Source organism: Rhizobium sp. T1470, assembly GCF_042140505.1.
GTDB lineage: Bacteria > Pseudomonadota > Alphaproteobacteria > Rhizobiales > Rhizobiaceae > Rhizobium > Rhizobium favelukesii.
In genome coordinates, this window is sequence record NZ_CP148093.1 from 169533 (window position 1) to 189843 (window position 20311).

At 56.3% G+C, this 20311-nt stretch carries 16 protein-coding genes and 6 pseudogenes; 11 read left to right on the plus strand and 11 right to left on the minus strand.

Annotated elements, in window-relative coordinates; genetic code table 11:
• Positions 1–45: 45 nt before the first annotated feature.
• From WGT02_RS30545 to WGT02_RS30560, 4 genes are all read right to left on the minus strand, one after another.
• The gene (locus WGT02_RS30545; protein WP_339151172.1) at positions 46–396 is read right to left on the minus strand and encodes a methyltransferase; all 351 of its coding nucleotides are present in this window, start codon (positions 394–396) and stop codon (positions 46–48) included.
• Complete coding sequence (locus WGT02_RS30550; RefSeq protein ID WP_208245873.1) at positions 393–1211, minus strand: nucleoside-diphosphate kinase; 819 nt, start codon at positions 1209–1211, stop codon at positions 393–395. Before WGT02_RS30550 ends, WGT02_RS30545 begins: the two co-directional genes overlap by 4 nt.
• Positions 1211–1966, minus strand: a complete 756-nt coding sequence (locus tag WGT02_RS30555; RefSeq protein WP_208245875.1) for an aspartate kinase — start codon at positions 1964–1966, stop codon at positions 1211–1213. The genes WGT02_RS30550 and WGT02_RS30555 overlap by 1 nt, the downstream gene beginning before the upstream one ends.
• A 241-nt stretch (positions 1967–2207) precedes the next feature.
• Positions 2208–3065: an isocitrate lyase/phosphoenolpyruvate mutase family protein gene (locus WGT02_RS30560; protein ID WP_208245877.1), complete on the minus strand. Its 858-nt coding sequence runs from the start codon at positions 3063–3065 to the stop codon at positions 2208–2210.
• A 276-nt stretch (positions 3066–3341) separates the two neighbouring features.
• Between WGT02_RS30560 and WGT02_RS30565 the strand changes: the two genes are divergently transcribed.
• Positions 3342–3638: a DUF982 domain-containing protein gene (locus tag WGT02_RS30565; RefSeq protein ID WP_208246387.1), complete on the plus strand. Its 297-nt coding sequence runs from the start codon at positions 3342–3344 to the stop codon at positions 3636–3638.
• A gap of 300 nt (positions 3639–3938) precedes the next feature.
• On the opposite strand, the gene WGT02_RS30570 is transcribed toward WGT02_RS30565, so the two are convergent.
• The 3 genes from WGT02_RS30570 to WGT02_RS30580 form a co-directional block, all read right to left on the minus strand.
• Positions 3939–4649, minus strand: a complete 711-nt coding sequence (locus tag WGT02_RS30570; RefSeq protein WP_208245879.1) for a GntR family transcriptional regulator — start codon at positions 4647–4649, stop codon at positions 3939–3941.
• Between the two features lie 443 nt (positions 4650–5092).
• Positions 5093–5458: a GNAT family N-acetyltransferase gene (locus tag WGT02_RS30575; RefSeq protein ID WP_225040288.1), complete on the minus strand. Its 366-nt coding sequence runs from the start codon at positions 5456–5458 to the stop codon at positions 5093–5095.
• A gap of 565 nt (positions 5459–6023) precedes the next feature.
• On the minus strand, positions 6024–6647 hold the full coding sequence (locus WGT02_RS30580; protein ID WP_208245883.1) for an FMN-binding negative transcriptional regulator: 624 nt from the start codon (positions 6645–6647) through the stop codon (positions 6024–6026).
• A gap of 446 nt (positions 6648–7093) precedes the next feature.
• Here WGT02_RS30580 and WGT02_RS30585 point away from each other — a divergent pair.
• Both WGT02_RS30585 and WGT02_RS30590 read left to right on the plus strand, forming a co-directional pair.
• Positions 7094–8183, plus strand: a pseudogene (locus WGT02_RS30585) (IS5 family transposase).
• Positions 8183–8523: pseudogene (locus WGT02_RS30590) on the plus strand (hypothetical protein). Before WGT02_RS30585 ends, WGT02_RS30590 begins: the two co-directional pseudogenes overlap by 1 nt.
• Before the next feature lie 239 nt (positions 8524–8762).
• Here WGT02_RS30590 and WGT02_RS30595 read toward each other — a convergent pair.
• A pseudogene (locus WGT02_RS30595) lies at positions 8763–9187 on the minus strand (IS6 family transposase); the annotation flags it as partial.
• A gap of 232 nt (positions 9188–9419) precedes the next feature.
• On the opposite strand from WGT02_RS30595, the gene WGT02_RS30600 reads away from it, so the two are divergent.
• Both WGT02_RS30600 and WGT02_RS30605 read left to right on the plus strand, forming a co-directional pair.
• Positions 9420–9593: a hypothetical protein gene (locus tag WGT02_RS30600; RefSeq protein ID WP_208245885.1), complete on the plus strand. Its 174-nt coding sequence runs from the start codon at positions 9420–9422 to the stop codon at positions 9591–9593.
• Between the two features lie 10 nt (positions 9594–9603).
• Positions 9604–10152: a zeta toxin family protein gene (locus WGT02_RS30605; RefSeq protein ID WP_208245886.1), complete on the plus strand. Its 549-nt coding sequence runs from the start codon at positions 9604–9606 to the stop codon at positions 10150–10152.
• 78 nt (positions 10153–10230) lie between these two features.
• On the opposite strand, the pseudogene WGT02_RS30610 reads toward WGT02_RS30605, so the two are convergent.
• A pseudogene (locus WGT02_RS30610) lies at positions 10231–10386 on the minus strand (IS6 family transposase); the annotation flags it as partial.
• Between the two features lie 424 nt (positions 10387–10810).
• Positions 10811–11871 (minus strand): IS630 family transposase gene (locus WGT02_RS30615; RefSeq protein WP_208245887.1). Its coding sequence is split into 2 segments (ribosomal slippage): positions 10811–11379 and positions 11379–11871, totalling 1062 coding nucleotides; the frame shifts between segments, so codons are not numbered across the junction.
• Between the two features lie 100 nt (positions 11872–11971).
• Here WGT02_RS30615 and WGT02_RS30620 point away from each other — a divergent pair.
• From WGT02_RS30620 to WGT02_RS30635, 4 genes and pseudogenes are all read left to right on the plus strand, one after another.
• Positions 11972–13246 (plus strand): ROK family protein, encoded by a 1275-nt coding sequence (locus tag WGT02_RS30620; RefSeq protein ID WP_208245888.1) that lies wholly within the window; start codon positions 11972–11974, stop codon positions 13244–13246.
• 539 nt (positions 13247–13785) lie between these two features.
• Positions 13786–15168, plus strand: a complete 1383-nt coding sequence (locus WGT02_RS30625) for a transposase (protein WP_208245889.1) — start codon at positions 13786–13788, stop codon at positions 15166–15168.
• Between the two features lie 97 nt (positions 15169–15265).
• Complete coding sequence (locus tag WGT02_RS30630) at positions 15266–16099, plus strand: IS5 family transposase (protein WP_037070297.1); 834 nt, start codon at positions 15266–15268, stop codon at positions 16097–16099.
• A 377-nt stretch (positions 16100–16476) separates the two neighbouring features.
• A pseudogene (locus WGT02_RS30635) lies at positions 16477–17237 on the plus strand (IS256 family transposase); the annotation flags it as partial.
• Here the strand turns inward: WGT02_RS30635 and WGT02_RS30640 are convergent.
• The gene (locus WGT02_RS30640) at positions 17231–17878 is read right to left on the minus strand and encodes a reverse transcriptase domain-containing protein (protein WP_225040415.1); all 648 of its coding nucleotides are present in this window, start codon (positions 17876–17878) and stop codon (positions 17231–17233) included. The pseudogene WGT02_RS30635 and the gene WGT02_RS30640 sit on opposite strands and share 7 nt — an antisense overlap.
• A gap of 356 nt (positions 17879–18234) precedes the next feature.
• On the opposite strand from WGT02_RS30640, the gene istA reads away from it, so the two are divergent.
• Together istA and WGT02_RS30650 are read left to right on the plus strand one after the other, a co-directional pair.
• Positions 18235–19707 carry an IS21 family transposase gene (istA, locus tag WGT02_RS30645; protein ID WP_208245890.1) on the plus strand — a complete coding sequence of 491 codons (1473 nt, stop codon included), beginning with the start codon at positions 18235–18237 and terminating at the stop codon, positions 19705–19707.
• Positions 19704–20228: pseudogene (locus tag WGT02_RS30650) on the plus strand (ATP-binding protein); the annotation flags it as partial. The gene istA and the pseudogene WGT02_RS30650, both read left to right, overlap by 4 nt.
• Between the last annotated feature and the right edge of the window lie 83 nt (positions 20229–20311).

Sequence of the window (20311 nt, forward strand, 5' to 3'; positions counted from 1 at the left end):
GGGTAATTCCAAAAAACAATATCGAACTTCCTACAAGGTGGAATATTACTGAAATATATCGCTTTCGATGACCTGGACATTCTTAATGTCGTTTCTCGCGGCATTCTCCAGCGTGTTCGCAACAGCCCTCGGATTGATATCGCAAGCCAACACCGGCAGCGCACCAGTCTTTGCCAACCAAAGACCGGGAAGGCCGAAGCCGCAGCCAATCTCCAAGATGGTCTTTCCTGCGAAAAGGGGAAAGTTCTCGCAAATCCAACGCCAGCTCCGGAAATCTTCGGGAGGAAAAACGCCCTCTCGCAGGATAAGATCCAATCCGAACTCCCGCATTTGCCGCGGGAATGTCCGCCGTTGGCTTTCTCTGAGGGCTGCTCTGATCCTATCTAGTTCACTCATGTGTTCTCGCCGAGGTGGACACGGTAATCGTCGCTGGCTTTTTCCACGGTTCGTGTTTTCTGGAGCAGGTGATTCCACAACGGCATTGAAAACAAGCCGGCCTCGAGGATGAGGCGGTCCCAAGAGGAGAGGAGGGGTGCGTGCCGGACGAGACTTTCTAACCCGGCGCGATCGCCGCGAAAGTAATTTTGGACCGTTGTTGTCAGGCCCCGCTCCAATGCAAGCAGGATCGTTTTCGTGTAACAGAAGCGCGCATGTGCAAGGGCGCTACTATCGCCCGAATTACCGAACCTCTGCGCAGCGCCCCGATCGCCGAGAACGCTTAGCAACGTCTCGAAAGATGAATGGGTGATGCAGCCAATGTTGAGAAAATTCCAAGCGGCCACCTCATAGCCGATGAATCGTGTTCGAAGGATTGCCAGCTCCGCCTTCATTACTTCGTGACTGTCGCTTACATGGATGAGGTTCGTTACCGGATTGTCGCAGAAAAAGAGACTGCGTACGGTGCCACGCCTGGCCTGGGCTGGTTGACACTCCCCCTTTAGTTCTTGCGCGAGAAACAGCGCATTAGGTCCGCTCCAAATCGAGGCGCAGACAGGACGCGTGTCGAACAAGTCCAGCACGACTGGCCAGTGCCTACCCCCGGTCGAATTTGTCAGCGAGTAGAACGCGCCAATCGATCCACGACTATGAAGTGAGAAGAACCGTTCTGAGAGTTCAAGACCGGTTCGTTGGCGAATAAAGTCGTCGAGGAGGCAGGTAAGACCCGACCGTGCGACTTCTGGGCCATAGACGATCAACGCACGAGAGGCCATTATGTATCCCCCAAAGTTTGAGGGTTGATATCTGCTTCTTCGCTTCCGTTCACCGTAATGTCGGTGGCTCTGACGGGGGTCCCTGCGAGCCAGTCGGCGAGACGTGCTGGATACCGAGCGTTAATCACGGCGCCGGGGAGATGTTTCTGCGCCATGAAATCGACGGCACATGCATCAATCGACGTGTGGCCGAAACGGACAAGCTCCCGGGCGGTGATTTGTTCTACGAGTGCGGCAGGATCATCGACCGCGCCACCGCGATACACTCCATCTACGTTCGTCCAGATGACCAGCCTCGGAGTGCTGGTAAGCCAAGCTATCCACGCGGCTACAGCGTCGGATGTGATGTGCCAGGTCCATTCCACTGGGTCAGCCGCAAATAGCAAGCGGGAAGGTAGTAGGACTGGGACTTTCGCCTCTTTCGCGAGAGCTCGGCACTCGCCGAGGCTCGCCGACGGGACTAGCTTGGAAGAGAAGGCCGGGTCAGCAAGCATATATCCGGTTTGGTCCTGCGCCAGAGCGCACGCATGGTGCGCGGTTGAGGGAGTCAATGAAGCTGCCACATCGACCGCCTCTATTGCTTTGTCCGGAATGCCGCCCCCGGGAACAACCAGAATTTTATGACCATGATCGGCAAGACGCTCAAGTTCGGCTACCGCGTGCTTGCATACTGCAAGATCGCGCATAATGCTCCCGCCGAACTTTACAACAGCCGAAAAGCCGTATGGAGGAAACCCATTAATTGCGCCGTCCATTTGTTGGCCCCTCCCTATACGAGGCAATAAGTACGACCTGGGATCTCTCGAACTTTCGCTGAACGCCGCAGCCCGGTTTTTGGGCGATCTGCGGCGCACAGTAAAATCACCTTCGATTCTCATAACGTTTGGAAATCACCATTCTGCCCACTTCCGTGGACGTCCGGCAAACACCTAGAACCAGATGAGCCTTTTTTCATGGCGCAAGCCTGTTTGACCTCCAATCCCAATCGAACGATTCTTACGATGCCAGAAGGGGTCGCAGGTAGCGCTCTTTCGTCAATCTTTGTCCCTCTCCTTCCCATTGAATGAAGGTTTCGCGCATCCCGCCAGCCATTGCCCGCATGGAGTGATCAGGCCAAATCACTGTCGATATACCGGCGTCGAGGTAAACTGAAACGGGTGTCCTGAAATATCGCGTGGGGACAATGATGACGGGCAATCTGTTGTCCCAACGTCTGGCAAAGCACAGAATATCATCGGCAACAACTTTGCGGGAATGGATTAGGATGGCGTCAGCGCCAGCCTCCGCACAGGCGGCGGCGCAAGCCATCGTTGCGTCCGGTCCATGACGACCGATTTGGGTTTCGACCCGGGCGACGAGGACGAAGGCAGGTCCGGTCGCATCCTTAACAGCCTTCAGATCACCGCAAAAATTCTCGATCGTGGCCAAGGAATATCTATCGCTTTCAAAGGAGTTCATCTTGGGAAAGCTGTTGCCCTCAAGACAGACTCCGGCGGCACCGCATTCCTCAAGCTTGCGTGCCACAAAACAGACGTCTTCTCGTTTGCTGAGGCCACTGTCGCAATCAACTAGGACCGGTATTTTGATTCCGTCGAGCATGCGATCGACCATGTTGACGACCTGTGTCCAGTGCACGTCACTGGTAGTCCGATAGCCGAGAGCTGAATAGATCGAAAGCGCTGGCGCCCAGAGGCCCTTGAACTCGGCGCTTTCGGCGACAACCGCCGAAAGGCAGTCATGGGCTTCCGTCAAAAATGTGAGGCCGCTTGAAAGAATGAGGTTGCGAAAGATCATCGATGAGCTGTTTGCCGACAACAATTCGGCGTTCGCCGCAGATGTAGACGGCTGATTCATCGTCATGCCTCCTTCTTTTGAACTAAAAATGGGCCTCCGTCTAAAGGAAATCAACTAACATACGGAAATATAACATAAATATATCCCAAAGCTCACTTGGCAAGTGATACGGTCCAGGCAAGGGTGCGTCACGCTCTGAGTCGTCAATCGACTCGCGGTTTCGCTTCCAGTTGCCTACGGAAACGCGGCCTTTTGGGAGGTCAGTCAATTTACCGTCTTAGGCGCGTCAAACTCGCGCGCTAAGTTTGCCAAATAGTCTGTGATAAGGAGGTGGAGATGGCCCGTATCTTGTTTGAGCGCGCAGTCTACGTTCAGCGCAAATATTTTATTGACGAGATTACCAGCCTCGACGAGGCCTTTGATTTTCTCGAAGCTTGGCCAGAGGCAAAGAGAGACCTCCCATACGACACGCTGTTGAAGGCGTGCAGAGAAGCGGTTAACGGTCGATTTCCGATTGCTGCCGTGCGCGAGAATCTACGGCGGTTTCTGAAGAAGGCAGGCATGTTGGCGGAGTTCGACGATGTGCCGAATGCAGATCAGCTTGTGGCCGATCGGAATATCGGGAACGTCTAAATCAAGGGGAATGGCAAGCCGGCGCCGAGCCACACAATTGCCATGTTGGATCCAGTCGCCAGACGCAGGAGCCGGCTTCGCGTTTCGCCGAAAATCGCAGCCGTATGACAATCCCGCCGCAGGTCACCTCGAGAAAGAGCCATCTTCGATTTTAAGGCCGCGGAGCAATAAGGATTTAACCACCTCCGTGTCTCGACATGGTGAGCGATCGTGTCCTTGCGAGGCTTTTATAAATGCACAAAAGATTTCACGGGCGGTTATACCTAAGCCCTGCATGGGAACGAAAGTCGAGACAGATGCTCAAAAGGTTCTCGCTGCGCGAGGAAATTCTATGAGCCGTCCTTTGTTGACCTCTTGCACGACGCCCGCGATCGCTCGCTGCTCTACATCGAGGTGGTTCATGAGTGCAGATTCAACTAGAGGAGCTGCCTTACCAAATTGAGACATCGCGTCCGTTAGCCTTGACAGGCTCTCTCGGAAACCCGTGTGGAGTTCTGACGCGATTATTTTCATCCGGATAGGGTGAGAGCAAAAGGTGAACTTCGCGATGATCTTGCAAATCTCGCAATTTGAAGATCCCTCGGCGATAATGGTGAAGATCATTTCCGCTCGGATTGCGAGTTCGTCGAGATATAAGTCATCACAAGAGTTGCCAGTGAACGAACATTGTGGTCGTCTACATGTTAGTGCGAATGCCAGAATTTCGCGCGCCACGGCATAAGAGTCCAACAAAGCGGCCTCGACCAGAGGCCGCGTGAAGTAACCCCTTTGGGGAGCAGATAGGATTTTCCCTTCGGCTGCGAGCCGGATAAGCGCTTCGCGTACCGGGGTCCGGCCAATGTTGAGTTTGCAGGCAAGCTCTTGGTCGCTGAGATGCTGTCCCGGCACAAGTGAGTAGCTGTAAAGCAATTGAAGAACAGCATCGTAGGCAGTATCAGCCTTGGCGGGCATCGATTCACTGGCTGATTTGCTGATTCCACGGCACTGAGGCGCTTTCTCACAGAGCCACATTTTTCATCGTCTCCTCTATTGAAATCGCTGAAAGCCTGTCAAGACGCCGGAGGTTTCGAAAGCTTTCGCCAATCACGAAGAGCTCTGCTTTGGCTGAAAGGTGCTAACGTCGTGACGAATAATTAACTGAGGCAGATCCTCAAACGCCACCGTCTTAGTCTTATCGCCTCATCCGCAAGATCGCGCAACACCTCCTTCGCATGGCGCCTTGCCCCCCATACGGCTGGCTTCAGTTCCGGCGTATCAGCTCGATAAATTTCTCGATTGATTGAGCAGCAGGAACTGAGGAGCTCAGTGGTTGTGATCGCCAGCGCTGCGGACCTCGTCGCCAAGATCAGTTGCTGCAACTATAGCCTAAAAACGTCAACTGCAGTAGCGTCAATGGTTGGCGAAGCTGGCGCTTCTGCTGCCTCACAATCACGTAACGGTTCTTGGCTGCAGTGCTAATCGACAGCAAATGGTGGCAGAACTTTTTTCATCAAAGCTGCTTCGCCATACGGTGTTCTAATGCGATCAATCTCCTGCCAGCCGCTCTTTTCGTAAAGGTATTTTGCGTCCTCTGTTGTGAGGTAAAGGGTATCGCAGCCGAGGCGCGATGCTTCGTGTACCAGCCTCTCGATCAATAAAGAGGCTATTCGCTTATTGCGGTGAAATGGATGGACGTAGAGCGACTTCAGCCATGGGGAAAGATCAGGTCTTCCCTCGAAATCACGCTCGCCCAGGGTGATCATTCCTACAGGTATACTGTCTTGGGTGGCGATCAATGTTAGCGGCATGGAACTTTTAGTGGCTGCTTCAAAATCGCGCATTGTCCGCTCGTACGAGTCATTCGATTGACAACCCCATTGTCCGAAAGTCCAGCTCGCGCAAACGGGTATTAAATTCGGATATGTTTCCAGGTAATCGATCGCTACTGGAGCTCCGGTTTGAAGTGGTCTAGCAGTCATAGTATCTCCATGTTTTCTTGACGGCGGCGACGTATCAGGGGGTAACCTGCCGGCGGTTCCATCGCCGACCCTTCTCGCCAGACTCTCTAGGGTCGGGATTCTCGATCATTGCTTCGCCGTTCATGATCGTTTCGAATGTCTCGCTTCCGTTTGCCACAGTCAAAGAGCGGACGTCCGAGATAGGCGTCATAGTTCTCGCCGCCAGCGATAGTGGCATATTTGAAACTGACAGCATTGTAGAGATCGATGATGAGATTGGGAATGGATTGATCCGTCTTGAACCCCCCACTTTATCAGCGCCGGCGCTGACATGAATGCTCATCGCCACTAAGTCCACGCGCGATTTCCTTGTTTCGTTCGTCGATCGCAGGTGGCTTCACGCCTATTGCTAACTTCCAGACTTCGACCCAAACCCAGTTTGCTCACCTCAGATCAAGATCATGTCCGAAACGATCTGGTCGGTATGGCTGAGGCTGTCGCCGAGCCCCTGCATTACCCCGTTTCGATCAGCCTCGTGCCGATTTTGACTCATCTTCCGCTTGCCCTGCAGCGAAACGATCGGCATGCGAATGCCAACAATGCTGCGGAGCTCAGCCTTGATGTAGGCTTCGGGGGCATCCGTGACCGCCCAGGGCAGCGGGCGTGAGGCCTCGTGAATGGCCGTAAGGCGCGACACGACCTCAAGCAATCGTGCGGCATCCGCGAAGAACTCAACTGGTCCACTCGCATGGACGGCGGTGTAGTTCCACGTCGGGACGACCTTCCCGTGCTCGACCTTCGAGGCATACCAAGAAGGGGTCACATAGGCGTCGGGTCCCATGAAGACTGCAAGTCCATGTCCAATGACATCGGCCTGCCATTGCGGGTTCAGTCGAGCGAGGTGCGCATAGAGGACGCCCTTTTCTTCCTCGGTCTCATCGATGAACATCGGTAAGGATGTGGCCATCGGGCCATCGGGTGTTGCCGTTACGAAATTGGCGAGGCGATATTGCCGCATCATTGCATAGAGTTCGACCGCGTCTTCCACGGCAAATGCTGGCGGGGTGTACATAAGCATCTCCTTGACGTCAGCGCATTATTGACATCATGTGGCCAAAAATAAACCCCCAGTAAGGGAATGTTGTGTTGGCTCAGTCTCGAAAAGACTCAAGAAAAACCGGAGTGACCCATCTACCTTCCTTGCATGACGCAATCAGATCTCGCGTTTGCACGGCGGATGACACATTATCCCGAGTCGCGCGCTTGAGGACCAATTCGGTGTCTCCAGGATCCCAGTAACGGCCGCCTACGAGCAGGTGATCTCCGACGGATACGTTCGAGCAGCGGCACCAACATTCCGCTTGCGGGCGGACAAGGCTCAGGAGGACGATACCCGCCTACACAAGCGACCCATTTTAGGCCCAGGTGCTGCGTCCACCTAGCAGGCTGTTGAAAAAGGCCCTGGTGTGAAGACTTTGGTCGTGATTGATTGGCTTTGTCGAGATTCGGAGTTGATGGATGCGCGGCGGCGATGTTAGAACGGTCAACTCTTCAGCTATGTCGATCTGGAGGATCGCGTTCGCAAAGATCATCCGCTACGGGCAATTCGCCGGATTGTGAACGATGCGCTCGTTTCACTGGAAGGGGAGTTCGCTGCGCTTTATTCGCCAATTGGGCGACCATCAATTGCGCCTGAGAAGCTTCTCCGTGCCATGCTTTTGCAAGCGTTCTATTCGATCCGTTCCGAGCGACTTTTGATGGAGCGATTGGAATACGACCTTCTATTCCGCTGGTTCGTCGACATTGGTATTGATGATCCAGCTTGGGACCATTCGGTGTTTTCGAAGAACCGCGACCGCTTGCTGAAAGGTGACATCGCGGCGAAGTTCCTGGGCGCAATCCTTTCTCAGCCCAAGGTAAAGCGGCTGCTATCAACGGACCACTTCTCTGTCGATGGCACGTTGATTGAAGCCTGGGCATCGATAAAGAGTTTCAAGCCGACGGGCGACTCGGGCGAACTGCCATCGGACGGTGGCGGCCGAAATGCGGAAGCAGACTTCCATGGCGAAAAGCGTTCCAATGAGACGCATGCGTCAACGACCGATCCGGATGCGAAGCTTTATAGGAAGGGAAAAGGCAAGGAGGCCAAGTTGTGCTTCATGGGTCATGGGCTGATGGAAAACCGCCATGGCCTGCTGGTCGACGCTTATCTGACAGAGGCCAGCGGATACGCCGAACGGGTCGCGGCTCTTCACATGATCAAACAGTTCTGCGACCGGCCCCAAGCAGTCACGCTGGGTGCCGACAAGGCCTATGACACAAAGGACTTCGTCCAAGATTTGCGGTCGATGAGGGTGACGCCCCATGTGGCGCAGAACGTCAATGGTCGCCGCTCGGCGATTGATGGGCGCACGACGCGCCATTCCGGCTATGGGACAGCTTGCGCATCCGCAAGCGCATCGAGGAGGCGTTCGGCTGGATCAAGACCGTCGCGGGGCAGGACAAGACGAAGTTTCGTGGCCGCGACCGCGTCGGATGGGCCTTCACCTTCGCGGCCGCCGCCTACAATCTGGTGCCGCTGCCGAAGCTCATGACGGAGATAGGCTGATGGCTAGGGTTTCTGCCTTCGCCAAGGCCTTCGCCGGTCGTTGGCGCATCGTCGAGATGGACAACTGTGACAACGACGTCCTCGATCTCGTCGAGGAGGCGCATCTGACATTCCAGGGCGCGGCGGACGGCGAAATCGCCTTCGGCGCTCTCAAGGGCTTCCTCGATGTTACGGCGCACGCGACGGATCAGCCTGTGCGGAGTTCTCATGGGAGGGACAAGACGAGAGCGACCCGGCCTGTGGTCGCGGATGGGCTGCTCTCGGCTCCGCCGGACGCCTTGTCGGGCACTTCTACGTCCACAACGGAGACGATTCAGGCTTCGTCTGCGAACGCGAATGACTTCTTCAACGGCCTGCTAGATCCGCCAAGATGAGGCCGAACACCGATTACGTGGCTATCAACGCCGGTGGGATGTCACCCGCAGACGTCCGAGCGATTCAGACGTCGACTTCCTGGATGAACAATTTTCGACTGCGTGAATCTGCTGGGCTACGAACTTCCCAAGATCCCCGGCAATACTGTCATATGGTCGAATATCCTTATAGCACCTGCTTCCATCAATTTCTCCGCATGGCAGGGAGGACTCGCTTCGGCGTCAGGCCTTGCTCTTCAACAGTCTGACCAGCAATCGCTTGGCAGCTTTGGTATCGCGGCGGGCTTGGACGATCTCGTCGAGGACGTAACCGTCCTGGTCAACGGCACGCCAAAGCCAATGTTTTCGGCCACCGATGGAAATCACGACCTCGTCCAAATGCCAGATATCCGTTCGCGACGGCTTCCTTCTGCGCAACTGCTTGACGTAAGCCGCCCCGAATTTGCGGCTCTATCGCCGTATCGTTTCGTCAGACACGACAATGCCGCGCTCCAACAGCATTTCCTCGACCAGCCGCAGGCTCAAAGGGAACCGGAAATACAGCCAGATCGCACGGGCGATGATCTGCGGTGGAAAGCGGTGGTTCTTGTAACTGAGAGTCGGCGAGTTCATCTCAGCCGAATTATCCATCAACCGTTAAGCTGCTGATAACGTGACGTCGCCCCTGGTTTAGCTAAGCCGCTGGTTTGTTTGAAACTCTTTTAGCATAAGCCGCTATTATGGAACGACTAGCTTCGGCGCTTGAAGGCCGTCTCCCGCTACCTGTTGGATCCAGTGTTGCTGTCGGCGGAACCTGGCACAAGCGGAATTTGCAGCAGATGGCGTGAAGCGCTATATTCGAGACAAGGAAAGGAGATCTACGATGCTTTTGAAGAAGTACCGCGAAAACAAGAAAGCCCTGAAGCAGATTGGCCGGGAAGCTCTTGCCGAGAGCCGTCGCATGGGTTTGTCGATCTCCGCCAAGGACAGGCAGAACGAGGCAAAGGATCGGTCGACAACCGAGCGCAAGGATCGCCCCCCGGCGACGGTGAGGTAGCAGTCGCTTCATGCCGGAATTGTCATGCATCCTCCTCGCAGGGCCGAATGGCTCCGGCAAATCTTCCGCGTTCGCGAAGCTCGATCTCGAAGGTGTCTGGATCAACGCAGATGAAATCGCCAAGGCGATACCCTCGGGCCACGATGGCAGATCAACCGACATGCAGGCTGGCAGAGCCGCACTCCTGAAAATTGCCAAGATGATCGAAACCCGGCAAAGCTTTATTTTCGAGACGACACTGAGCAGCCTGCAATCAATACGGTTGATGCAGGAAGCAAAGGCGGCCGGGTTCACAGTAGGATTGCTGATCGACAACAGCGGCCTCGAACCTCACGAGGTCTTCGCGATCAGCTCCGGCGTGGTCCATTCGTTCGACATCGACGACAGCCAAGAGCTGCACGTTCAGATGGCTGCCAAGGTCTGCGAGGCCTACGATCTCGTCCGCGTGCAGGAGGGCTTTCGATCTACGGAAGAGGTCAACAAGGAGCCGGAGGAACATTCCAGTCTGATCCTTAGAAGCGTTTCGGGATTCAATTCAAAGCCTGCTGGCATGAAATGAGGGCGGTATGTTCGAACTGATCAAGCGGCGATGTCACGTTGTTTCATTGACGCGCGGACAAGGCGTTTATCTGTGAACTCATACAGCTGCGCCGGTCACGGCTTTCCACTGCGCCATTGCGCGGATCCGATGAATGTGGGTGGCTAGGGCTGAGCGTTTCTGTTGCGGTGCGACGAATAGATTGCGGACCGCTGAGAAGACCGAGATGAAACGTCGCAAGCCGCCGACAGATCTGCCCGATAAAGGTGGAATAATCTATGTGCTCTGCGTAGCATTCAACCATAGAATAAAGTATATTATGAAGTATATTTTTTGATTATTTGCAGCTTAAGTGCCGGCGTATGTATAATGTGGGAATGCAGCACGCTGCGAAGCAGTCCTGCGTGCAGACCGCGTCGGGATCAATCGCCTGTAGAAAAACTTCAACTGTTTTTTAATGACTACCCACGCCAATTGAGGACATTGGACGGAAGGAGGCTTGAACGAAGAGGCCACAGATTTCCTTGCGCGGCTTGGGCCGATAGAGGTCTGGAAGACTGGCGCATATTCGCAGTTACAATCCCAAGGCTCTCCCGGCGCCGCGAGCCACGGGTTGGCCCCAGCTAGTCAATAGGCAGAGCGAACAACCGAATTTCGCCGTAATACCAACGAGCGCTAATCAAAACCGGTGCGCCCAGTCACGCATTCCAATCGACATGATCTTCCACGGCTGAGCGACCAGCTTGTTCCATGCGTCGCAGCAATGGGCGACGATGTCCTCGTAATCTTTGAAGATCCGGTTGGACAACCAGTTGTCACGCAGAAATTGCCACACGTTCTCGACGGGATTTAATTCGGGCGAGCGTGGCGGCAGGAAGAGCAGTGTGATGTTGTCGGGCACATCGAGCTTCGGCGTGACATGCCACCCCGCCTGATCAACGATCAGCACGGCATGAGCGCCGTCATCGACGGCCTGGCTGATTTCGATCAAATGCTGGTTCATGGCGCTGGTGTCGCAGTAGGGAAGAACAAGGCCCGCACCTTTGCCCTTCTTGGGGCAGATGGCGCCGAAGATATAAGTCCACATCGTGCGTTGATCGAGTGGTGCCGAAGGCCTTGTGCCCTTGCGTGCCCATCGTCGGGTGATCTTGTTCTTCTGCCCTATCCGAGCTTCGTCGGCCCACCAGAGCTCGATCTCGATGTTCTTGGGGAGCCTGCCTTTGATGGTTGCCAGTGTGGCGGGGAAGTTTTTTTAAAACTCTCCAGGTCACCCTCGTTCTGGGCGTAATGGCGCGGGCGGGCAGACAGCTTTGCAAAGCCGAGCGCCTTCAATTCGCGGCCAATGGTCGTTTCATCGACGGATATCCGATATTCTTGGAACAGCCATTGAGCAAGATCCTTGCGCCGCCAGCGCACAACGCCATGCACCGCCGGTATCGGGCCACTTTCGACGATCTTTGCCAAAGCCTGGCGATGCACGTCGGAAAGCTTTCCTTGATTGCCGGGTGCTTTGCCATTGATGAGCCCCGACGGGCCACGCGCATTGAAGCGAATAACCCAGTCGCGGACAATTTGCAGGGTCACGCCTCCGATCCTGGCCGCATCGCTGCGGGAATGGCCATCATAGATTTCGGCAAGGGCAAGAAGCCGCCGAGCCTGTGCCGCATCCTTCGTGCCTTTGGCCAACGCCCGAAGAGCGAAGCCGTCGAAGTCATCGCGCAGTGGAATTCCTGATGTCATCCGCAAACCTCCGTTTGCGGTATTGATTCAGAACTCAACTGATTTGGAAACCTCAAAAAGAGTCAGAGATCGCTCACGCTGGTATAAGTGGATTGATGCGATGGATTCTATGATAAAAAGACTGGAAAATCAACGTATTGGAGAAAGTTCGGACGCTTCTAACAATTGTTGTAAGATCGACGGCGCCAAGCGTATGCCGGCCCAGAAGCTGATTTCAACCGGGACCTTAGGGCCTGCAAATCGGGGCCGGCTGCTCCAGGCCTTGTACGATATGGGGGCGACTAGCAGAGCGGATCTGGCACGATTCACCGGTGTAAATCGAGCTACTATCGGCGGAATTGTGCAGCCCTTAATCAATCAGGGGATCCTCGCGGAAGGAGAGGTGGTGCCTCCTAATGAGGCTGGCGGCAAACCGGCTACCAGGTTGTGGTTCTCAAAGAATGCAAGGCCTATATGCGCGGTTCTCCTGATGCACAATCGCGTACGCACGTGCTTGGTCTCTCTAGATGGCGAGATCTATGCACAGCGTGCCACCGATTTCCCCACAGATCTAGCAGACGCCTCCGACGCATTTCGGATTGTCAGCACCTGTGTGGAAGAGACCATCGCATCTGCTAACTTGCCGATTTTAGGCATCGGTGTTGCGGTTGCAGGAATGATCAATACGGAGACCGGTTCGATTGTGAATGTCAGTCTCGCCCCATATCTTGACGGATTTCCGGTGGGACCAGAGTTGTCGAAAAGATTTGGGGTACATGTGTGTGTCGATCAGGATACCAGAGCTTTCCGCGTTGGCGATCGTTGGTTTGGGCAAGGACGTGGCCGGAGAACATTTGCGGCGGTCTACATCGGTGAGGCTTTGGGTGGCGCACTATACCTTAATGGACATCTTTATCGAGGATCTGCGGGAGCAGGCGGCGAAATCGGCCATACGACCGTACAACTCCATGGCCATGTGTGCCAATGCGGCCGACGCGGATGTTGGGAAACAATCGCCAGCTTGAGGTGGTTAAGGGATGAGGCAAAAGCCAGGGGGGTGCCGAAACCTCACATGTTGAATGCTGGCCGTTTGGTGACTTTGGCCGGTGGCGGCGTCAAGGGCGCAAAGGAACTACTTCAACAGTATGCATTCAACATTTCGGTTGGATTGGCGAATCTTCAGCAATTGATGGCGCCCGATTGCATTGTTCTTCATGGGGATATCGTGCTCGGAGGAAAGACGATGCTCAATCTCATTGAAGGGAGCTTTCGAGAATTGGTGTTCCATCGACCGGGTGAGGAGATTGCTCTTGCTTTTGGCGATAGCGAAGACGTGGCAGCTCTGCGCGGCGCCGCCTGTCTCTTTCTTTCTGAATTACTCAATTTTGTCATCTGAGCGACGAATGGTCATTGATGCGGCCGCAATGAAATCGGGACGCGATTTGTGGACTCTGAATGGCGGTGCTCTTCTTCTCAATTTGTCAAACAACCAACTGCGAGACTATGGAAGTTGAATCAGAGGCGTTATGAAGGGTCACCTCACTACCGCTTCGGCGATGGTTTGACATTGAAGGAAAAATTTCGTTGCCCGCCCAGCCAGTCACCCGTGCCTTAGGAGATCAAATTTTGCCATGCATGATGATCGCATCAGAAAAGAAAAGCCGAGCCAAGGGCCGGCAGAGGATAGGCTGCTCCTCGATTGAGCCAAACAAGAGCTTCCAGTTCGGAATCAAGCCCGAGAAGGGGATCGGTTTGCACCCCTGCGAGTTATCGATCTCTCATTACTGCTGGGCGCCAGAGCGTTAGCTTGGGTCTTAGCTCGACTTTGTACAAAATCGGTGGTGATTTCGGGGGCATCTGAGCAGCCCTGGGTGAATCAATTCGCCGCAGGGTCCCGGCCTTGCGCCATTCGTTTGATCGGATTCGAACGAATGGATGAGCGAACAACATGATCGTAGCCGTGAGCCGGGAGATGCGGTCCCCCACATCCTTCGCAAATGGCTGTCGCCGTTTCGTTTCTGGTTTACCGCGCCAAGCTGGGAGCATCTGCTGGTCCTGGTGATGGGTGCGCTCCTTTCGCCTGGCAAGCGAACGGTGACGGCCTGCCTGCGCATCACCGGACGCGCGGAGGTAAGTAATTTTGCCGCCTATCATCAGCTCCTCAACCGAGCCCGCTGGAACCCTCGCACGTTGGCGGCCCGTCTGCTGTCCGTCATTGTTGCCCGGCTCGTGCCCGAGGGCCCTGTCGTGATTGGCATGGATGATACAATCGAACGGCGTTGGGGCCAACGCATCGCCGCGCGTGGAATTTATCGTGACCCGGTGCGCTCCAGCCATGGCCACTTTGTCAAGGCCAGCGGCTTGAGATGGTTGAGCTTCATTGTTCTTTCACCTGTCCCATGGGCAAAATGTATTAAAGCCCTGCCGGTGCTGACGATCCTGTGTCCCTCTGAGCGCCATGATCAGAAGAAGGGCCGAAAGCACAAGCTGCTGACTGATTGGGCAAGGCAAGGCGTCTTGCAGCTTTGCCGCTGGCTGCCGGGCCGCGAAATCATCTTTGTCGGCGATAGCAGCTTTGCCGTTCATACACTGGCTGCGGCTCTTCCCGACACGGCCACTCTCATCACGCGGTTGCGTCTGGATGCCAGTCTCTTTGCTCCACCAGATCAACGGCACGAACATACGCTCGGGCGACCGGCGCAAAAAGGCAGGCCATTGCCGAAACTGAAAACGCTCCTCAAAGACGCAAAGACCGAGTGGCAGCGCATCGTCGCATCGTCCTGGTACGGCAAGCAAACCGACAAAACCCTTGATGTCACATCAGGAACCGGCCTCTGGTATCGGCGTGGAACGCCCCCAAGACCAATTCGCTGGGTTCTCGTTCGCGATCCATCAGGCCGTCGTGAACCCCAGGCGTTCATGAGCACCAACGTCAACCTTGAGCCCGCTCAGATCATTGCCTATTTCGTTCGGCGCTGGCAGATCGAGGTCACCTTCGCCGAAACGCGAGCGCATCTTGGCGTGGAAACCCAACGGCAGTGGAACGACAAAGCCATCATGCGCACGACCCCGTCGCTGCTGGCGCTCTACAGCCTCGTCACACTCTGGGCATGCGATCTGCTCGGTCATGGCGTCATTCCCTATGCCGCCGCCTGGTACAAGAAAACAGAGTTCACCTTCTCCGATGCCATCGGTGCGGTTCGCATGATCCTGTGGGATCAGGATATTTATCGACAGTACCCGCCAGACCCGGACATTCCTGAAACTCAACCAAGCCGCCTCAAGCGGATGACACAAGCACTTTGCTTCGCTGCATAATGTACAAAGTCGAGCTAAGAGGCTGCCTCAAAAAGAAGTGGGTGATTTCAACAGGTTGTGATTCCTTCGGATTTGCGAAGATTCGATGGAGTTCACGATGGCCTGGACCGAAACCACCCGTCGGCAATATGCCCGGCGAGCAGCACGCTATGCAAGCGATATGACGGATAGAGAATGGCGAATTGTCGAGCCGCTCCTACCTGCGCCCCGTCGACTTGGGCGACCGCGAACAACGGTGCTGCGTGAGGTCATGAATGCGCTTTTGTATATCGCCTCGACCGGCTGCCAATGGCGGATGCTGCCAAAGGACTTTCCGCCGTGCTCGACGGTTCAGCGATACTTCTATGCGTGGCGGGGTATTGGGCTTTGGGCCCGCATCAACCACCATCTAGTGATGGCGGCGCGCGAACTGGAAGGCAAAGAGGCCAGTCCTACGGCAGGCGTGATCGACAGCCAAAGCGTCAAAACCACCGAAAGCGGCGGCATTCGAGGTTACGACGCCGGCAAAAAGATCAAGGGCCGCAAGCGCCATATCGTCGTCGACACACTCGGCCTGCTGGTTGGCCTCATGGTTCACAGCGCCGATATCCAGGACCGCGATGGCGCTCCCGATTTACTGAAATCCATTTGTCACAGATGGCCATGGTTGCTGCATGTTTTCGCCGACGGTGGCTATGCGGGCGACAAATTGAAACGGAAGCTGAAGAAGGTCGGTCGCTTCACGGTCGAAATCATCAAGCGCAGCGACAAGACCAAAGGCTTCGAAGTGCTACCACGCCGTTGGGTCGTCGAGCGAACATTTGCATGGCTTGGAAGGTGCCGGAGATTGGCGAAGGACGTCGAAAAATCCATCGCTTCAGCCGAGGCATGGATCATGATCGCCCATATCCGCCTCATCACTAGACGTCTCGCAAGGTATTGTTACCATTGAACTCTTTTCGAGTCCGACTCTCAAGGTCATCGTGCCGCCTGAGCAACAGTGACCCCGCGTTCCCTGACCCAGCTTCACCGCTTCAAGTTTGTACTCGCGGTTGAATATTCGTCTTTGCATTCATACTCGCCGATTTCAGGAGGAGCTCTTTATCTCGGTGTCCACGAAACCGGCAGCAGGCCAATCCACACTTGTAAAGCTGAAGCCGCGACGCCCTTGACATAACGACTTCAGCATTCCTGAACGCCCCCTAGGGTAAACGTCGATGACCGGTTCCGATGGTGTACTGAATCTTCTGCAAAAAGGGGCTGAGAAGCTCCGGCGATCATGGCACGCTGGTGATGTCGAAGTCACCAAACCCAAGGAGGGCGCATGCCATGACCAAGACGCAGGTTAATTCGGGAACGATCGACATGAAAGCGCTGCTGGAGCAGGACGCGGACTATCTTCGGACGATGGTGGCAGCGATTGTGGACGCGACGCTTGAGGCGGAGATGACGATGGCCGTCGGGGCGGAGAAAGGCGAGCGGAGCGTGTCGCGGCTGGGTTATCGGGCCGGTTATTACCCGCGCTCCTTGGTGACCCGGGTGGGGACACTGGAGCTACAGGTACCGCAGGATCGCGACGGGCGTTTTTCGACGCGGCTGTTTGAGCGTTATCAGCGCTCGGAGAAGGCGCTGGTGGGGCGTTGGCGCGGATGTATGTGCAGGGCGTGTCGACGCGCAAGGTCAAGGCGATCACCGAGGAGCTGTGCGGGCACGCCTTCTCCGCCTCGGCCATCAGCGAGATCAACAAGCGGATGGACACGGAGCTGGCCCGCTTTGCCGAGCGGTCGCTGGCCGATGAATCGTTTCCCTATCTGATTTTGGACGCCCGCTATGAGAAGGTGCGCGAGGCCGGGGTGATCGTCTCGCACGCGGTTCTGATCGCCATCGGGGTCGATCTCGAGGACCGGCGCCAGGTGTTGGCGGTCGACCTGGCCAACCGTGAGAGCCACTCGAGTTGGAAGGACTTCCTGGCCAAGCTGAAGCAGCGCCATCTGCACGGCGTGGAATTCGTCGTCTTGGACGATCATGCCGGATTGAAGAAGGCGATCGGCGAGATGTTGCCGGCGGCCGTGTGGCAACGCTGTTATATGGGGCCAAACTTCCCCAAACGATGACGGAGAGCGTCCTCGACGCGGAGCGCATCCGATTGATGTTGGAAACAGATCACGAAGTCGTCGATATAACGCACCAGCCGGGCTTCGCCCTTGAGCTGGACCTTCACCACGCGCTCGAACCAGAGGTCGAGCACATAATGGAGATAAACGTTGCTCAGCAAAACGCTGATCGACCCTCCTTGAGGAGTTCCTTCATCACTCGGGTGGACAGCCCCGTCCTCAAGGACGCCTGCTTTCAGCCAGCGCCTGATCAAGCTGATCACGCGCGGATCCCCGACTCGATGCTCGACAAACCGGAGCAGCCACTCATGCGACAGACTCCCAAAATAGTCCTTCAAGTCCGCCTCCAGCACCCAGCTCGTCCGGCCGCCGCAGATTGCCTCGTTGAGGGTCGACAGGGCATGATGAGCGCTAAGATGCGGCCTGCCGCCGAACGAGCAGGGCAAGAAGTCCTGCTCGTAGATCGCCGACAGCACCTCAGCTGTGCTGCGCTGAAGCGCCCGGTCCGAAACAGTTGGCACCCCGAGCGGGCGCTTCTCCGTCTTGCCGGGCTTGGGGATGTAAACGCGCCGCACTGCCGGCGCGCGATATCCCTGGCGGTGAATGGATTGGAGCATCGGCTCTATCCATTCTCCAAAGCTCTCCTTCGCCGCCTTCACCGTCTGACCATCCACCCCGGCGGCCGAGCGCTGCGGAATCCTCAACAGATTCCTCTGCACCCGTTCGCGCGTGATGTGATGGGCAAGTGCGCGGCGACAAACAAGGTGAGACTCAGCGTCAATCAGGATGAGACTCGGCGGCGGGGGTGTGACGAAGGGAGGGCGTAGCCCGACTGGAGTTACACCCCCGCCGCGGCGCAATTTTTCGGCGTCTCATGATCGCGGTTGGCCCGGTAGCGTCGGTGATTTTCTGAGAATGGAGAATCACCTTTGTGCCGGGTCGCCATGTAACCGATCATCAGACGAGGCTTTTTATGAAGTACCGACAAAACAACCCCATTGAGGTCGCTGCCGCCAAGGCGTCGATCAGCTGGGCGACGGCTTACCGCATCGAGAAGGATGCGCGTCTTCCATCGCAGACCAAGCCGCCGCGCGACCGGCGTCGCCCCGATCCCCTTGAGCACATCTTCGACGCCGAGGTTGTTCCGCTCCTCAAGGCCGCGCCCGGCATCCGAGCGGTCGCCGTTTACAACGAGATGCTGCGGCGTCATCCAGAGCTGTCAGAAGGTGTTCGCCGTACGATTGAGCGTCGTATCCGATCATGGCGGGCTGTTCACGGTCAGGAGCAGGAAGTGATCTTCCGTCAGATGCACGAACCCGGTCGGTTAGGACTGTCGGATTTTACCGACATGGGCAGCCTCGGCGTGACGATCGCCGGCCAATCGCTCGATCATCTGCTTTATCACTTCCGGCTGGTCTGGTCGGGCTTCGAGCATGCCCATGTCATCCTGGGTGGAGAGAGCTTCGTCGCTCTGGCCGAGGGGCTGCAGAACGCCCTGTGGTCGGTTGGCGGTTCGCCGCTCTATCATCGCAGCGACAGCTTATCGGCCGCCTTCCGCAACCTCGATGCCGACGCCAAGGTCGATCTGACGCATCGCTACGACGAACTGTGCGCCCATTATCGCATGACGCCGACGCGCAACAACAAGGGCGTCGCGCACGAGAACGGCTCGATCGAAAGTTCCCACGGCCATCTCAAGAATGCGATCCGCGATGCTCTGCTGATGCGCGGAACCAGGGACTTTGGCGACCTCGGATCCTATCGCGCCTTCATCGATGAGATCGTCAGCCGCCGCAATGCCGCACATGGCAAGCGCATCGATGCCGAGCGCACGCATCTGCAAGCTCTTCCCGATCGTCGCACCACCGACTTCGAAGAGGTCATCGTCACCGTATCGAGCACCGGCGGCTTCGCCTTGCGCAAGGTCTTCTACACCGTGCCTTCCCGTCTGATTGGCCACCGGCTGCGGGTGCGTCTGTTCGACGATCGCCTCGACGTCTTCATCGGCGGCACGCATCTGCTGACATTACCCCGAGGCCGCGCCCATGCGAGTGGCAAGCACGATCAAGTCGTCAACTATCATCACGTCATTCATTCCCTGCGCAAAAAGCCGATGGCGCTTTTGGGGCTCGTCTATCGCGACAAGCTCTTCCCCAGGCCGGAATATCGCAGGACTTTCGACGCGCTCATCGAGCAACTGCCCGAGCGGCAGGCTTGCAAGATCACCGTGGAACTGCTTGCCTTGGCTCACGATCGCAGTTGCGAGCGTGAACTGGCCGAGGAGCTTGCCAAAACGCTCGACGCCCACAAACTGCCTGATCTGGCGGCTTTGAGAGCGGTCTTCAGCCCGGACCCGGATCAGTTGCCGATCGTTCATGTGCAACTCGCGTCGCTCAATGGTTATGAAGCCCTGATCGGCACGGCCTATGCGGGAGAGGTCGCATGAAGAGCAACATCCACACAGTCGATGAAGCCCGCCTCGGCATCATGCTCAACGAACTGAGGCTGCCGACGATCAAGACGTTCTGGCACCAATTTGCCGAGCAGGCCGATCGGGAAGGATGGCCTGCTGCCCGTTTCCTCTCGGCCATCGCCGAGCATGAATTGGCCGAACGCGCCCATCGCAGGATCGAAAGACACCTCGCCGAGGCCCACCTGCCACCCGGAAAGACGCTCGACAGCTTCGCCTTCGACGCTGTTCCCATGGTCTCCAAGGCCCAGGTCATGGCGATTGCAGCCGGCGATAGCTGGCTCGCCAAAGGCGCCAATATCCTGATGTTCGGTCCGCCCGGCGGCGGAAAGAGCCATCTCGCCGCAGCCGTCGGCCTCGCGCTAATCGAGAACGGCTGGCGCGTGCTCTTCACCCGCACGACCGATCTCGTCCAGAAGCTTCAGGTCGCGCGGAGGGAGCTTCAGCTCGAAGCCGCCATCGCAAAGCTCGACAAGTTCGATCTTCTCATCCTCGACTAACGTGCACTGCGCAGAGATATGGAGCTGACACGGCAAGAGCCTGCAACTGCGCGATTTTCCCACGATACCACTCCACATAA